The organism is Azonexus sp. MM2026_4 (assembly GCF_055901855.1).
Genome location: NZ_CM148380.1, coordinates 108,975 through 124,306, shown reverse-complemented (window position 1 = coordinate 124,306; position 15,332 = coordinate 108,975). Strand labels below are relative to the sequence as shown.

12 protein-coding genes are annotated in these 15,332 nt (G+C 63.0%); 1 reads left to right on the top strand and 11 read right to left on the bottom strand.

Going from position 1 to position 15,332, the window contains the following annotated elements:
- The first annotated feature begins 14 nt into the window (after nt 1-14).
- Complete coding sequence (locus AC0KWY_RS00495; RefSeq protein ID WP_474027699.1) at nt 15-2,099, top strand: carboxy terminal-processing peptidase; 2,085 nt, start codon at nt 15-17, stop codon at nt 2,097-2,099.
- Between the two features lie 88 nt (nt 2,100-2,187).
- Here AC0KWY_RS00495 and AC0KWY_RS00490 read toward each other — a convergent pair whose 3' ends face one another.
- The 11 genes from AC0KWY_RS00490 to AC0KWY_RS00440 all read right to left on the bottom strand — a co-directional run bounded on the left by AC0KWY_RS00490 (nt 2,188) and on the right by AC0KWY_RS00440 (nt 15,324).
- Nucleotides 2,188-3,624 (bottom strand): DUF1501 domain-containing protein, encoded by a 1,437-nt coding sequence (locus AC0KWY_RS00490; protein WP_474027698.1) that lies wholly within the window; start codon nt 3,622-3,624, stop codon nt 2,188-2,190.
- A gap of 16 nt (nt 3,625-3,640) precedes the next feature.
- Nucleotides 3,641-6,031: a DUF1549 and DUF1553 domain-containing protein gene (locus tag AC0KWY_RS00485; RefSeq protein ID WP_474027697.1), complete on the bottom strand. Its 2,391-nt coding sequence runs from the start codon at nt 6,029-6,031 to the stop codon at nt 3,641-3,643.
- A 239-nt stretch (nt 6,032-6,270) separates the two neighbouring features.
- A complete protein-coding gene (locus AC0KWY_RS00480) occupies nt 6,271-9,105 on the bottom strand; it encodes a TonB-dependent receptor (RefSeq protein WP_474027696.1) in 2,835 nt (944 codons plus the stop codon).
- Between the two features lie 287 nt (nt 9,106-9,392).
- Entirely contained in the window at nt 9,393-9,977 is a 585-nt protein-coding gene (locus AC0KWY_RS00475; RefSeq protein ID WP_474027695.1) for a peroxiredoxin, read from the bottom strand.
- A 27-nt stretch (nt 9,978-10,004) separates the two neighbouring features.
- Nucleotides 10,005-10,679 (bottom strand): c-type cytochrome, encoded by a 675-nt coding sequence (locus AC0KWY_RS00470; protein ID WP_474027694.1) that lies wholly within the window; start codon nt 10,677-10,679, stop codon nt 10,005-10,007.
- On the bottom strand, nt 10,679-11,065 hold the full coding sequence (locus AC0KWY_RS00465) for a hypothetical protein (protein ID WP_474027693.1): 387 nt from the start codon (nt 11,063-11,065) through the stop codon (nt 10,679-10,681). The genes AC0KWY_RS00470 and AC0KWY_RS00465 overlap by 1 nt, the downstream gene beginning before the upstream one ends.
- Nucleotides 11,066-11,118: 53 nt before the next feature.
- The gene (locus AC0KWY_RS00460) at nt 11,119-11,610 is read right to left on the bottom strand and encodes a rhodanese-like domain-containing protein (RefSeq protein WP_474027692.1); all 492 of its coding nucleotides are present in this window, start codon (nt 11,608-11,610) and stop codon (nt 11,119-11,121) included.
- Nucleotides 11,607-13,175 (bottom strand): PepSY domain-containing protein, encoded by a 1,569-nt coding sequence (locus AC0KWY_RS00455; RefSeq protein WP_474027691.1) that lies wholly within the window; start codon nt 13,173-13,175, stop codon nt 11,607-11,609. The genes AC0KWY_RS00460 and AC0KWY_RS00455 overlap by 4 nt, the downstream gene beginning before the upstream one ends.
- A 19-nt stretch (nt 13,176-13,194) precedes the next feature.
- On the bottom strand, nt 13,195-13,665 hold the full coding sequence (locus AC0KWY_RS00450; RefSeq protein ID WP_474027690.1) for a c-type cytochrome: 471 nt from the start codon (nt 13,663-13,665) through the stop codon (nt 13,195-13,197).
- Nucleotides 13,666-13,708: 43 nt separating this feature from the next.
- Nucleotides 13,709-14,422, bottom strand: coding sequence for a cytochrome b/b6 domain-containing protein (locus AC0KWY_RS00445; RefSeq protein WP_474027689.1), 714 nt, complete (start codon nt 14,420-14,422; stop codon nt 13,709-13,711).
- 11 nt (nt 14,423-14,433) lie between these two features.
- Complete coding sequence (locus AC0KWY_RS00440; RefSeq protein ID WP_474027688.1) at nt 14,434-15,324, bottom strand: dienelactone hydrolase family protein; 891 nt, start codon at nt 15,322-15,324, stop codon at nt 14,434-14,436.
- Between the last annotated feature and the right edge of the window lie 8 nt (nt 15,325-15,332).

Here is a 15,332-nt window from a genome sequence, read left to right as displayed (position 1 = left end):
AGCCACATTCCTGAATGCCTCCGATCAAACATCTCACCCTCGGCATCGCCCTGGCTTTTGCCTGCGCTGCCCATGCCCAGGAAGTGGCGCCCCAGGCGCAGCAGGGCGTGGCCGCCAGCTTGTCCGCGGAAATCCTCGGCCGCTATCACTACCGGCCAATACCGCTCGACGACCGGATGTCCGAAGCGATCTTCGAGCGCTACCTGAAACAGCTCGACGGCGAAAAACTCTTTTTCGCCGAACCCGACATCGCGCTGCTGCAAGGCGTCCGCCGTCGTCTCGACGACGCCGTGGGCAGCGGCGACCTCCGGCTGCCCTTCCTGATCTTCAACCTGTATGCGCGCCATGCCATCGACCGTTACCGGGAAGCCCAGGCCTTGTTGCGCGAAGCGCCCGATTTCACGCTGCCCGAAAGCATGGCGGCCAGTCGGGAAAATGCCCCCTGGCCGAAGGACGGCGCGGAACGCCGCGAGCTTTGGCGACAACTGGTCAAGAACGACTGGTTGCGTCTGCGTCTGGCCGGCAAGGCCGACCCGGAGATCGTCCGGACGCTGGACCGCCGCTACGAACTGGCGATCGGCCGCATCAACCGGCTGAACGCCGAAGATGCGTTCCAGTCCTTCATGAGCGCGTTCACCAACAGTATCGACCCGCACACGAATTACCTCGGCCCACGCAACGCCGACGATTTCGAGATCGGCATGAGCCTGAGCCTGGTCGGGATTGGCGCCGTCCTCGAGGAACGCGACGCCTATACGACGATTCGCGAACTGATCCCCGGCGGCCCGGCCGCCCTTTCCGGCAAGCTCAAGGTGGGTGATCGCATCCTGGCCGTTGCGCAGGGCGAAAACGGCAACCCGGTCGATGTCTTCGGCTGGCGCCTTGACGAAACGGTGCGCCTGATCCGGGGCGCCGCCAACTCGGTCGTCGAACTCGAGATCATTCCCGCGGACAGCGTCGCCGATGCGCCGCACCGCCGGATCAGGCTGGTCCGCCAGAAAATCTCGCTGGAGGACCAGGCAGCGCAGCAACGCGTCATTTCCCTGGCCGACGGGCGGAGGATTGGCGTGGTCAGCCTGAGCACCTTCTACCGCGATTTCACCGGCAGCCAGAACGGGGCGGCGGACTTCTCCAGCGCCTCCCGCGATGTCGCCAAACTGCTGGCGGAATTGCGCCGGCAACGGGTCGACGCGGTGCTGGTCGACCTGCGCGGCAACGGCGGCGGCGCGCTTGCCGAGGCAGTGGCGCTGACCGGACTGTTCATCGACCGCGGACCGGTGGTTCAGCAACGCGATGGCCGCGGCCAGATTTCCGTCGAGTCCGACAACGATCCCGGCATGGCCTGGGACGGCCCGCTGGCCGTCCTGATCAACCGCGAATCGGCATCGGCATCGGAGATATTCGCGGCGGCCATCCAGGATTACCGGCGCGGTCTGATCATCGGCGAAGCCAGCTTCGGCAAGGGCACCGTCCAGTCGGTACTCGATCTCGACCGCTACACGCCGGAAGGCGCACCCAAACTCGGCTCGCTGACGATGACCGTCGCCCAGTTCTTCCGCGTCAACGGCGGCACCACGCAACTGCGTGGCGTTGCGCCGGACATCACCATCCCCGGTCTCGGAGGGACGGAGCGGCAGGGCGAAAACGCCTTTCCGAACGCCCTGCCCTGGAGTCGGATCGCCGCCCTACCCGGCCCCCTGAATGCCTCGCCTTCCCCCAGTCTGACCGCAGAATTGACCCGCCGGCAGGCGGTCCGTCTGGCCGGCAACGTCGAATTCCAGTTTCTGCGCGATGAACTGGATCGTTTCCGGCGCTTGAAGGCGGAGAACCGGATTTCCCTCAATGAAGCGGAGCGGCGCCGGGAGATGAATCTTCAGGAAGCCAGAAATTCGCTCAGGAAGACGCGGCTGCGGGCGACCGGCAACGCGGCCCCCGCTGACGATCTCTTCGCCGCCGACGACGGGCTGGAAAACGGCGAACGCAGCCTGACCCAGGAGCTGTCGCGCCGCCGGACGCAAAAGGCCGCGCCCGATGTCGTCCTCAGGGAAGCGGCGCAGATCCTGGGCGATGCGCTGCGCCTGGCGAAGCATCCCCACTGAGCGATAAAAAAGGGCCGCCAACCCAAGGTTGACGGCCCTTTCCGGCAACGGCCCTTCCCGGGGCGGCAGACGCCCCGGGAAGCAAACGTCACGCAAACACTTCCTTGACGATATCGCCATAAACGACGGTCGGCCGCTCCGAACGACCGTTGTACTGGAAGGTCGTCTTCAGGTGATTGAGCCCCATCGCATGCAGCACCGTGGCCTGGAAATCGTAGGTCGAGGTCGTCTTGCCGACCGCCTTGAGACCGATCTCGTCGGTCTGCCCAATACTGGCGCCGCCCTTGACCCCGGCCCCGGCCAGCCATTGCGTGTAGCCCCACGGATTGTGGTCGCGGCCGGTTCCCGACTGACCGTAAGAGGTCCGGCCGAATTCGGCAGTCCACACCACCAAGGTCGAATCGAGCAGCCCGCGTTGCTTGAGATCGTTCAGCAAGGCACCGATCGGCTGGTCGACCATCCTGGCCTGCGCCTTGTGATTTCCTTCCAGATCGGTATGGGCGTCCCAGTCGTTGTACTTGTCGGCCTTGCCGGAAACCACCTGGATGAAACGAACGCCGTTCTCGACCAGGCGGCGGGCACGCAACAGGTTGGTCCCGTAATCATTGGTTTCCGGTGTGCCGATCCCGTAGGCGGCACGGGTTTCCGCACTTTCCTTGCCGATGTCGACGACGTTGGGCACCGTCGACTGCATGCGATAGGCCAGTTCGTAGGCTTCCAGACGGGCCTTCAATTCGGTATCCGAGGGATACTTGCCGGCGTGAAGTTTGTTGAACTCGCGCAGGAAATCGAGCGCATCGCGTTGCTGGTTGGCCGCCAGCAGATCCGGACGATCCAGGAAGAGGATCGGCGTCTCGCCGAGTTGCAGCGGTACGCCTTGATAAACCGCCGGCAGGAAACCCGAGGCATAGTTGACCGAACCGCCGGCCAGCCCGCGACCGCCGTTGGAGAGCACGATGTAGGCTGGCAAATCCTGGTTGGCGGACCCCAGGGCATAGGTGATCCATGCCCCGAGCGTCGGCCGCCCCGGCACCGCGCCGCTGGAATTGAGCAGCATGGTCGAGATGTCGTGGGTGGCGCCGACGGTTTCCATGTTGTGGATGAAGGCAAGATCGTCGGCGTGCTTGGCCACGTTGGGCAGCAGGTCGGAGAACCATTTGCCGCTCTGCCCGTACTGCTTCCATTTGCGTTGCGAGGCCAGCAGTTTGCCGGCACCGCCCTGCGTATTGACCTGAACCCCCTTCAGGAAGGATTCGGGAATCGCCTGGTTGTGCAGGCGATAGAGCTCGGGTTTGTATTCGAACAGGTCCTGTGCGGCCGGTGCGCCGTTCATGTGCAGCCAGATGACGGACTTGGCCTTGCCCGGGTAATGCGTCGGCTTGGGCGCCAGCGGACCGGCATCGTTCTCGGCGGCGAACAGCGGCGAGAACACGCCGCCACCGCCGACCATGCCACCGACGGTCAGGGCCAGCCCTTTGGCCGAGACACCGAGAAAGTTCCTGCGGGAGTGCGAATGATGAGTCATGATGATTTCCGGAAAATTAGAAGCGATAGATGAATTCGTTGGCATTGGCCAGGCTGTGCGCCAGATCGACGAATGCCGCCAGGCGGGTCGGACTGGTGTCCGGCAGATCCTTGAGCCCAACGGGCACGGCGACGGCCAGCTTGCCGCTGGCGAGCTGCGCCTTGATCACCTTCTCGTGGCGATTCAGGAAGGCGAGCGCGGCCGCCTTCTCGTCCCTGGCCGGCGCCCGCGAGTAAAGCACCTGGAACAGCCGGTCGAGTTGCGCTTCCTCGCTCTTGCCGGCCTCGCGGATCACCCGTCCGGCCAGGCTCTTCGACCACTGGTAAACCTGGTCGTTGTTGAACAGGGTCAGCGACTGCTGCGGCACGGTCGTCACGTCGCGACGGCTGTGCGGACTTTGCGGCGAGGCGCCGTCGAAGGTCTCCAGCATCGGATAGGGCAAGCTGCGGCGGACATAGACATAAACGCTGCGGGTGTGATGATCCTTGGCGTTGTCGGTCTGCGGCCAGAAGCCCGGCACATTGCGCGATGAAGCCTTGTAGATGACCTCCGGCAGGGGGGGATAAACGCCCGGCCCGCCCGCCTTCGGCGTCAGCAGGCCGGAAGCGGCGAGCAGCGAATCGCGCACCTGTTCCGAGTCGAGACGCTTGCGCGGGAAGGTTGCCAGCAACTTGTTCGTCGGATCGACGGCAAGCGCGTCCTTGCGTTCGGTGGATGCCTGGCGGTAGGTGCTCGAGAGCAGGATTTCGCGCGTCAGTTTCTTGACGCTCCAGCCATTTCTGACGAAATTCCCGGCCAGGTAGTCGAGCAGCTCGGGATGGCTGGGTTTCTGCCCGGCGCGCCCGAAATCGCTAACGCTCGGCACGATGCCGCTGTCGAAGTAGTGCGCCCACAGGCGGTTGACGAAGACGCGGGGAACGACGTGGTTGTCGCTGGAGACCAGCCAGTTGGCCAGGGCCGAACGCCGTCCGGAGGAGTTCGCCGTCGGCACGATCTCGGCCTTCGTGTTGTTCGGCGTGAACAGAGCCGGGAAGCCCGGCTGCACCTCGGCCAGCGGCCGGTGATGATCGCCGCCGGCGTAGATGTGCTGAGGTGCCGCATCGGTTCCGTTCTCGGTCAGCGCGGAAAGGATGGTTGCCCCCTGCTCCGGCCGCTGGTCGTTGAACTTGCGCAACTCGGCCAGCAGCTTCCGGAACTCCGACTGGCGCTGCTTCAGCTTCTCCAGCTTGGCCTTGTCGAAGCCCGGGTCGACCGCCGCCACCTCGACGGCATTGTTGAAGGCGCCGCCGGCGGCGGCAAAGAAGTTGATATCCCAGCCGTAGTTCGGGTTGTTGCGGACGATGTACTGGTCAAAACGGTAGTTCAGCCAGCGATCGAGCGATTTCCATTCTTCCTTGGGTTTCCACAGCGAGACCCGGCCATCCTCGTAGAAACGCTCGCGGTGATACTTGATCACCTCGTCCTTGTGGGGTTCGATGAAGGCCGTCAGCTTGGCACGGATTTCCCGGGTCGCTTCCTCGTAGGCCGCATAGTCCCGTTCGAACTTCTTCTCGCGCTCGCCCTTCTCGAGCACCGGCAGGTTGTCGCTGGGCAGCGTGTTGGCGAAGAAGGACTGCAACTGGTAGTAATCCTTCATCGAGATCTTGTCGAACTTGTGGTCGTGGCAACGCGCGCATTCGAGCGAATGGCCGAGCAGCACCGTGCCGACGGTGTCGGTCATGTCGGTGATCGCGGTATAGCGTTTTTCCAGCAGGTCGCGATGGTCGGGCGCATCCGGATAGCCGCGCAGGAAGCCGGTGGCGACCAGCGCATCCTGCTGGCCGGGCCACAATTCGTCGCCGGCAATCTGTTCCTTGACGAACTGGTTGAACGGCTTGTCCTGGTTGAAGGACTTGATCACGTAGTCGCGATAGCGCCACATGCCGGGCCGTTGCTCGTCGTCCTGATAGCCCTGGGTATCGGCGTAGCGCGCCAGGTCAAGCCAGCGGCGGCCGACCCGTTCGCCGTACTGCGGCGAGGCGAGAAGACGGTCGACCAGTTTTTCGTAGGCATTCGGCGACTTGTCGTTGACGAAGGCCTTGACCTCCTCCGGCGTCGGGATGACCCCGGCCACGTCAAGGTAGACACGCCGGATCAGGGTCACCCGATCGGCTTCAGGGGAAGGTTTCAGACCTTTTTCGGCGAGCTTGGCGAGGACGAACTTGTCGATCTCCGTCCGCGCCCAGCGGGCGTCCCTGACCTCCGGCACGGTCGCCTGCACGGGGCGATAGGCCCAGTTCGAAGGCAGGCTGGACCTGGCGGCGGCCTCCTTCGCCGGCGGCGCCTTTTCCTGCGCCAATATCGGCCCCACGCTCAAACCTGCTGCAGCCAGGCCAAGCACGATGGCCAGCCGAGTTCCGTGAATCATTTCATTTCTCCTGTATCCAGAAAGTACATTCGAGTTATTTCGCAAACTTCAGGCCATCCCTGCGAGGCACGCGACGCAGATGCAAGGCCATGATTTAATTAACTTAATAATTTCCAGGCGCGACACCCGGGGGGCTCGGGGAAACGCTACTGCCTCACCGGAAACAGTCACTGTTGCCCGCCAGACAGATGCCCCCGGGGTCCTAAACAACGGGCCCCGTGACGAGGCCCGTTCCCGGTTTAGAGCTTGGTCGAAAAGACCAGGCCGTACTGGCGAGGAAAGCCGGGCGCCCAGGCATTCCAGGTCTTGTTGCGCGGCGTGTCGTCGTCGAAGACGTTCTTGATGAAGAAGGTCGTCAACCAGCGATCCTTGGCATCGGCAAAACTGAAGTTGAGATCGGTGACCGAGCTGCCCGGAATCCACGCATAGCTGGACAACGAGTTGTCCGAGTTCCAGCGGCTCTGGTAGGTGGTGTTGAAGCCCGAACGGAACACCTTGCCGTCGGCTAGCGGCCAGCTATACACGGCGTTGATGTTGAGCGAGTACTTCGAGGCGCCGGGCAGGGTCTTGCCCGAATAATCCAGGAAGGGGCTCGCCGCCGTGCACTCGTTGGCGCGCTCGACCGGGCAAGTCGCGTTCTTGAAGTCCACGTAGTGCGCGTCGTTGTAGGCGCCGGCGAAGCGGACCACCAGATTCTTGATCCCCGTGTAGGCCCCGTCGATTTCCAGGCCCTGGGTCCTGACCTTGGCCACGTTGCCGAAGCCGGAAACATAGGTGGTCACACTATTGATCGCACTCAGCACCGGGTCCTCGAAGGAAACCGTCTGCTGGTAATTGCTGATGTTGTTCAGATAAAGCGAGGTGTTCAGGACCAGATCGCCACCGAGCAGATTGCTCTTGAAGCCGACCTCGATGCCGGTGTTGCGCTCGGGCTTGACTTCCAGGGCATAGGGCACGGCCGCTTCCCGAATTGTCGGCAGGCCGGATTTCTGGCCGTAGGACAGCGAGACGTAGCCGGTCACGTTTTCATTGAACTTGTACTTGGGGGCGATCGTGAAGGTATCGACGTTGCCCTTGTAATTCGCTGAAAACTGATTGTAGAGGGTGCCGATCCGGCCGCTGCGGATCGCTTTGGCGCGCGCCACCAATCCCTTCTGGGTGGCATCGAGCGCCGCGTAGTTGGCGGCACCGAAATAGGTCTGGGCCAACAGGTCTGCCGCAGCCACCTGGGCGGCGTCGGCCAGTGCTGCTGCCGTCAGGTTGCCGTTGGTTCCGCTGACGACATCGAAACCGCCGCTGGCGCCGCCGTTGAATACCTTGCCGTAGCCATTCTGCTCAATCCGCGCTTCCTGGGTGATGGTCCGGTCCTCCCAGGAACGACGGATGCCGGTATTGACCTTGAAGTCGTCGCTGACCCGCCAGTCGCCGTTGAAATACAGGGCGCTGGTCAGATTGTCCACCTGCGTCGGCTTGGCGATCCACAGGTCGTTGAGCGAGTCGACCAGCATGTAGCGGGCCGCCACCGCGTTGGCGCCAACCGTATTGTTGGCAACCAGCGCGTTGTATTGGCTATTGGTCGCGTACCAGGCGCCGGCATCCGAACCGTAAATGTTGTTACCCTGCGAGCGGCTGATCACCTTCTGCACGAAGAGCCCGGTCTGGTATTCGAGCAGGTTGTCGATGTTGGAGGCGAGCTGGAAATCCTGGGTGTACTGGCGGAAAACCTTGTTCTGGCCGGCTGCCGTCTGGACGTCGAAGACCGTACCTTCATCGTCGCGGAAGGCGTTGAAGACATAGTCCTTGTAAGAGGTCACGGAATTGAGCCGATACTTGTCGGCAAGCACCCAGTTCAGGTCCAGACCGAGGCTGTTGCTGCCGCTGACCACACCCTGCTGCGAATCGCTGGTGATCACCTTCTGGTTGAACCAGTTGCCATTCAGCGTGTAATCGCCATTCCGCAGGAACCAGCCACGTGCCAGGCGCTGCTCGTTACTCAGTGCGGTATTGGCGGCCCCGTTGGCATAGAAGGCCGGCGTTTGCGAGAAGAAGAAGTTCGTGGAATTGATATTCACGTTCTCGCTGTTTCTCGGCATCACCTCGGCGATCAGACGGGCGTCGAAATTGGCGCTCGGCTTGAGCAGCAATTGCAGTCGCGCATTGACCCGATCGGAACTGATGTAGGTGTTGTCCGGGTTGTAGCTGTTCGGTATCCAGCCGCCGCCCTTCTGCACGTCAACCGAGGTCCGGAAAGCCAGCAGGTCGTCGACGATCACCGCATTGCCAACCGCCGTCGCGCGGACACTACCGTTCGACTTGTTGTAGCTCTGCGCTTCGTACTTGGTGAAGCCGACGGAAGTCTCGACCGAGTTGCTGAAGGTCGGTCGCTTGTAATTGACCTTGATGCCGCCGATGGTCGAATTCTTGCCGCCCTGGGTGCCCAAGGGGCCATGGACCGCCTCGACCGATTCGATGTCGTAGAGGCTTGAATAGGCGAACTGGTTGAAGCCCAGACCAACCCCGTCCAGACTGATGCCGACGCTGGGGTCGCCGCCGTCGACGTTGCCGGTTTTACCCAGCCCGCGCATCGAGTAGCTGCTGGTCGAGGTATTGCCGTAATTCCATTTGACGTTGGACAGACGCTTCAGGGTATCTTCCAGCGTCGTCACCCCTTCCCGTTTCAGCTCCTCGCCGGCGACCACCGAAATGGACTGGGGGATTTCCTTGACGCGCAGCAGGGTCTTCTTTCCCGAGACCACGACCCGCTCCAGTTCCGCCGCCGACGACACGGTCTGCCGCCCGCCCCCTTGTTCCCTGGCGGAACGTTCCTCTGCGGGTGCCGCCGTGACCTGAGCTGCCTTATTGCCGCGCAAGGCTTCGAGTTCCTTGCGCAGGCGCAGGTTCTCCTGCTGCAGTTCGGCAAGCTGCCCATCGTCGGCTGCAACTGCGGGGAGTGAGGTGAAGGACAAGGCCCCCATGACGGCAAGAACGCCCAGATGGATTGTTGTGCGCCTGAAAACCGGCGCCGGCTCCTGACGATCGATACCCCGTTTGATTTTTGTCTTTGCATGAACCATGCGATTAGCTCCTGATTGAAATCAAACGGGTTTGGCAAATTGCATGCCTGCCTGACGATTCCTCCGAGAGACGCAGCAGCGCCAAAACCATCCGGAAAAATCATTTACGATCAAAGACATAAAACAAACCATCAGGCATATCAGGAACATCATGTTTCTTGGATTTTTTTCGTATTAGCGAACTGCCCGGATTCGTTCACTCCCTTCTCGAAACTGCTTCTCCAGCACCAGAAAAAAAGGCAGCCATTGGCTGCCTGATTCCTTCGAATGGGGGAAACCGGAGGGTTTTACTGGCGCAAGCGCGTGCCCAGCGTTCTGACGACTTCAAGTACCCGGGCAACATTTTCCCTGGGCGAGAGACCGCCGACGACGGCAGCAATCTTCCCTTCCCGGTCGACAACGAAGCTGGTCCTTTCGGCAAAGCCGTGATCGATTGCCTCACCCCGGGTGTCGCGCCGTCCCGGCTGCAGATCGCGGACATTGACCTCGTAGGCACGCGCTACACGCCCATCGGCATCGGCAGCGACCGTCAATTTGCCGGCGCAGTACTCCGGATCGGCGGAGAAGGTTTTCAGACGCCGGATATCGTCCAGGGAGACGCCGACGACACTGGCCCCAACCTCCTCAAAACGTCCGATGTTCTCGGCAAAAGTGTGAGCCTGGATGTTGCAGCCATTGGTGTAGGCCGAGGGATAGAAGTACACCACGACCGGTCCTGCTGCCAACGCATCGGCCAGCGAGTAACGGAACTCCTTCCCGGCCAGCGCGGCCGGGGTAGCAAACAGCGGCGCAGCCTGGCCAACTTCCAGCTCTGCCGCGGCAGGGGCAATCAGCAGGCCGCTCAGGATGAATGCCAATAAACTTATCTTCATGGATTTCGATTCCTTGGTTTGATGTTCCTACAAGCCGGCCAGATAGGCCGCCAGGGCATCGATTTCACCGTCCGACAACTGGTGGGCAAGCTGCGTCATGACGCCACCGGCGCTGTTCCTGCGTTGCTGGCTGCGCCAGTCACGCAGTTGCTTGTTGAGGTAACGTTCGTGCTGACCGGCGAGACGGGGAATACCGGGATGAGCCCGGCCAGCCTCGCCGTGACAGCTTACACAGGCGGGAATTGCCCGCGCCGGATCGCCTTCGTGGTACAGCCGGGCGGCTGCGCTATCGCCCACCTGCCCGCTGCCCCGCATTGCCGGCAAGGAGGCATAGTAGGCGGCGATATCGTGCAGGTCCTGCTCCTCCAGCGTGCGTGCCATGATTTCCATCTCGTCGCTGTGACGGCGGCCGTCACGGAAATCTTCCACCTGCTTGACGATGTAGGCAGCCGACTGCCCGGCCAGCTTGGGAAACTTGCCGATGTTGCTGACGCCGTCGCCGATCTCGGTGGCGTTGCCGTCCTTGGCATGGCATTCCTGGCAACGCTCGTCATAGGAACGCACCGCGCCGACTGCCGCGCGTCCCACCGGATGCCCGGCGACCGGCAAACTGCCCGGCGCCAACGGACCGGCTGCCCAGACTGGCGACACGCCAAGCAATAACGCGGCGATTGCCGCGTACATCTGACCTTGTGCGCGCATCAGGATTTCTTGTAAATCTTGTGGCAGGACTTGCAGTTTTTCGAGAACTCGGAGGTTCTGGCATTGGCGTCGTCGTAGTGTCCGGCGGCGACCAGCTTGCCGATATCGCCCAGTATCAGCCGGCCCTCGCGGGCAATGTCGACGGCGTCCTGCGTATTGCCCTTCTTCGCATAATGCGCTTCCACCTGCGCCAGGTAGCCATCGAGTTCCTTGATGCCGGCGCTGGCGGCGGCGCCATCCTGTCCGGAGATATGGGAAACCAGATCCTTGGTCACGTCTTCGATGGTCTGCATGAAATCCATGTCGAATTCGTTTTCCGCCTGTGCTGCCGAAACCACCAGCAGCGCGGAGAAGCCCAGACTTGCGATCAGCTTGCTAATTTTCATGTTGCCTTTTCAATGATTGGAATATGCACGAGGATGAGAAATCGTCCTGCGGTTCAGGGGGTCGCAGCCGCCGGCTGGCGGGGAGGTGGCGCTACCGGTTTCAGCAGCTTGCCCCCCTCGGCCTCGTAGTTCTGGACCCCGACCGCGCCGGCGACACTGAAGCCCCGGGCGAGCAGGAAATCGGCCGCGGCACCGGCCCGCCCGGCGTGGTTGGAAGCCGTCAGCACCAGACGATCGCGCGGAATGTAGGCGAGCGATTTCTCCAGGTCGGCCGACTGGATGCTGAGGTAAACCGGCAGACCGCCGTTTCTTGCCAGCTCATCCGGTCGGCGGAGATCGATGACGACGATGCGTTCCGGGGTGGCGAGGTACTGATCGACCTCGGCCTTGTCCAGCTTCTTCACCTGGTATTTCCAGGCAGCACTCGCGCTGCCCTCCCGTCCCGGCACCTGCTGGGCGATGGCAGGAAGAGCGAGGCAAAGCATGACCAGTGCGGCAAACGATGATTTCATGTAACCCTCCTTGAGCAGTGAATGCGGATTCATGATTCCTCCACCACCAGAGGCCGGCTTTCGCTGTCGCGAGGCTGGCGCTTGCGGGGTCGGAAAGTCACCTGCAGGCGCCGCCAGCCGATGACGACCGAACTGGCTGCGAGAACCAGGCCCAGACCGACCCACAGCAGCATCCAGGCGTCCCAGACCGGCCTCACATAGAGCGGACCGATATCCCAGTGATGCAGCGCGGAAAACAGCCAGCGGTAGAGGCGCCGACTGGCGTCCTGACGCAGGAGCAGACGTCCGTCGAGCGGATCGACGTAGTAGTGGGTTCGCGCCGGATCGTCGAGTTCGACACGCAAGACGGGCAAGGGACGATCCCAGGCGGTGCGGGCGTGGCGCGGGTAGTAGTAGCTGTCGTAGGCGGTGACCGGGTAGACCGAAGCGGCAAAGCCTCCGCCCGACAGCCGGTGCACCGCTTCAAGCAGATGCGCCTCGCCGATCCCGCTCCCCGAGCCGACGACGAGTTGCCGGCTGCCATCGCGTTTCCAGGCGGACAGGACCGCTTCATGCCCGACACGGCGCCAGCCGAGCTCGACGACATCCGGAGCCAGGCCGTCCCGGGCGGAAGGCAGCCATTCGGCTGCCGCGCCGGGCAGACCGGGACCGTAGTAGCGGGCCAGCTCGGCACGGGAAGGCGTCGCCGCTGAAAAGAGTTTCCAGGTATTGCCGTTGACGAAGCCGCTGAACGTCCAGAGCAAGGCAAAAATGCCACCGAGCAAGCCGGCCCAGAAATGCCAGCGGAACCAGAATTCCCGGTACGGATGCACCCGCCCCTCGCCATAGCTTCGCTTGCCGAACCAGCCCGGCCGCCAGCGCAGCCAGCCGACAATCAGCCCGCTGAGGCAAGCGGCGAATGCGGCAATTGCCGACCACATGAGAATTTCCGCGCGCTGCTCAGACACCCCGGCCAGATCGAGGAAGCGGAAGAAATGGAGCCAGTTCCCTACCCAGTAGAACGCTCTTTCAACGCGCGTCGACACATGCACGACATCGCCGCTGCGCGCCGAAATGTAGATTTCGCTCCCCTGACCGTCATCCACGGCGAAGCGATGGAAGGGACGCAAGGCATCCTGATTGCGGACGACGAGCGGCTTTTCCACCGTCTCGATGAAATGCACCGCGGTTTCCTCCTGGCCGGACGAAGCATTGACCCATTGTTGGGCGAGCTGCCCGGCCGCTTTCTCGGAAAAGCGCAGGGCGCGCCCGTCGACCGCCGACAGGGCCAGGCGCTTGCCATTGCTGTCCTCGACGAGCCAGACGGGTTGCCCGGCCCGGCGCAGGAGTCTGGCCTCGACCAGTGCCGCCTCGCCGTTTTCCTTGCCCGCCGAAGAATCAAGCGCCTTGCCCTGAGCCGTCTGAAGGCGCCAGGCCTCGCCAAGACTCAGCCAGGCGGGCTCGACGTTGAGCGCTTCGGCATGGGCGAGTTGTTGTATCCGGGTCTGGTTCAACGGGGTCGCGTAGACGATGACCAGCCCGGAAACGAACCACAAGGCCATGCACAAGGCGAGCCCCACGCCAAGCCAGCGGTGGGTCAGAAACAGCAGACGTTTCATGAGGGGAATTCCTTGGAGTTCAGTCTTTCTTCTTGAAATCGTCGTGGCAGTTCTTGCAGCTCGCCTGCAGCTTGCCGAACTGCGCCTTGACCGCTGCCTGATCGCCAGTGGCGGCGATCCTGGCCAGTTCGCCGGCCTCCTTGCTGAACGCGGCAGCCAGTTCGCCGGCGCGCTTGCCGTCGCTGAACAATTCCGGCTTGACGCTGGTTTCGCGCCAGCCCTTGCCCTGCTCGGTACCGGGCGCATAGAGGGCGCCCAGGCCGGAACTGGCCAGCGCAGCCGTACTGTTGGCGGCACGCACGACTTCATCCCGGTTGAAGCTGCCCTCGACGTTGGCCTTGATCCGGGAACTGTTCCAGGCCAGTACCTGATAGACGGACTGCCGCCACTTGATCAGCGTTTCCGGCTTGGGGGGCTGTGCCTGCTGGGCCAGGGCGATGTTGGAAAGCGTGACGGCGAGGACGGCTGCCAGGGATGTACGAAGTTTCATCGATTGCTCCGGAAATCATTAAGGGAAGGTGGTAAAGCGGGATCTACCAGGCCGGCGCGGCGACCGCAGCGGGCACGACGGTTGCCGCCGGGAACAGGAAACCGCCGGCACCAGCGACCGAGACCGCGGCCAGCAGTGCGGCGAAAGCGAAAGCCAGGACGAGACGGCGGCCGGAAATCAGGGTGGGCGATTCGACATCCGCCTGCGCCTCCCCCGCACGCTCCCGCCAGCCGGTCAGCATCGGCTTGAGCAGCGCTTCGCCCTTGAACCAGTGGTAATAGGAAATCGCCAGCAGGTGCAGGACGACGGTCGCCGCGAGGGCATAGAAAACCAGCACGTGCAGCGCGCGCGCCCGATCCGATGTCTCCTGGTCGACGAGAAAGGCCAACGGCCCCTGAAAGGCGATGTCGTCGTTGGCGAACAAGCCTGTCAGCACCTGCGCCAGCCCCAGGCCCAGCAAGGCGAGCACCGACAGCGCACCGAGCGGATTGTGGCCAACGCCCTGCCATTGCCCCCGCAGATGGGCGCGAATCGCCGCCGGTCCGCGCACGAACCCGGCAAACCTGGCCGTCGACGAACCGACGAAGCCCCAGACGATGCGAAAGATCAGCAATCCGAAGACAAACAGGCCGCTGCGCCCGTGCCATGCGATCCAGTCGCCGCCAACCAGGCCGCTACCAACGGCGGCGACGATGCCGACGACGAGCAGCCAATGGAACAGGCGGGTCGGAATATCCCAGACCGGCAGTTTTTCCATCATCGCCTCCTTCAGGCCTGCAGTTGCCGGCGCAGGAAGGCTATCGTCCTTTGCCAGGCCAGTTGGGCCGCCGCCTGGTCGTAGCGGGGCGTGGTGTCGTTGTTGAAGCCGTGTTGCACGCCGGGATAGATGTGAGCCTCATAGCGGGTACCGGCGGCTTTCAGCGCGGCTTCGTACTTCGGCCAGCCGGCGTTGATGCGCTCGTCGTTCTCGGCATAGTGAATGAGCAGTGGCGCCTTGATCGCCGGCACCTCCTCGGCCGGCGGCTGGTTGCCATAGAAGGGCACGCCCGCGGCCAGATCAGGGAGGCGCGTGGCGAGGAAATTGACGATACCGCCGCCGTAGCAGAAGCCGATCGCGCCGAGCTTGCCGTTGCCTTGCGGCAGCCCCTTGAGGACACCGGCGGCAGCGATGAAATCGGCCCGGGTTTTGTTCTGGTCGAGTTTGGGGAAGAGTTCGCGCGCCTTGTCTTCGTCGCCGGGATAGCCGCCGAGCGGGAACAGTGCATCCGGGGCAAAGGCGAGAAAACCGTCGAGCGCCAGGCGCCGGGCGATGTCCTCGATATGCGGGTTGAGGCCGCGGTTCTCGTGGATGACCAGTACCGCCGGCAGCTTGCCGGTGGCTCCGGCCGGCTGTACCAGATAACCGCGCACCGTCCCGTAGCCCTGTGGCGACGGAAATTCGACGTATGCCGCCTGGAGGCGCGGATCGTTACCGGCCACCTGCTGGGCTTCGGCGAAGCGCGGGCTGAGCGCCTGCAGCAGTCCCTCGGCGGTGACCGCACCGACCGCGAAACGCGCCGCGGATTTCAGGAAATCGCGCCGTGGAATGAGGCCGTGCACATATTTGTCGAACAGTTTCAATACTTCCGGATGAAAATCCTTGGCGGTCTGGCGGGGCATGGCGTTTC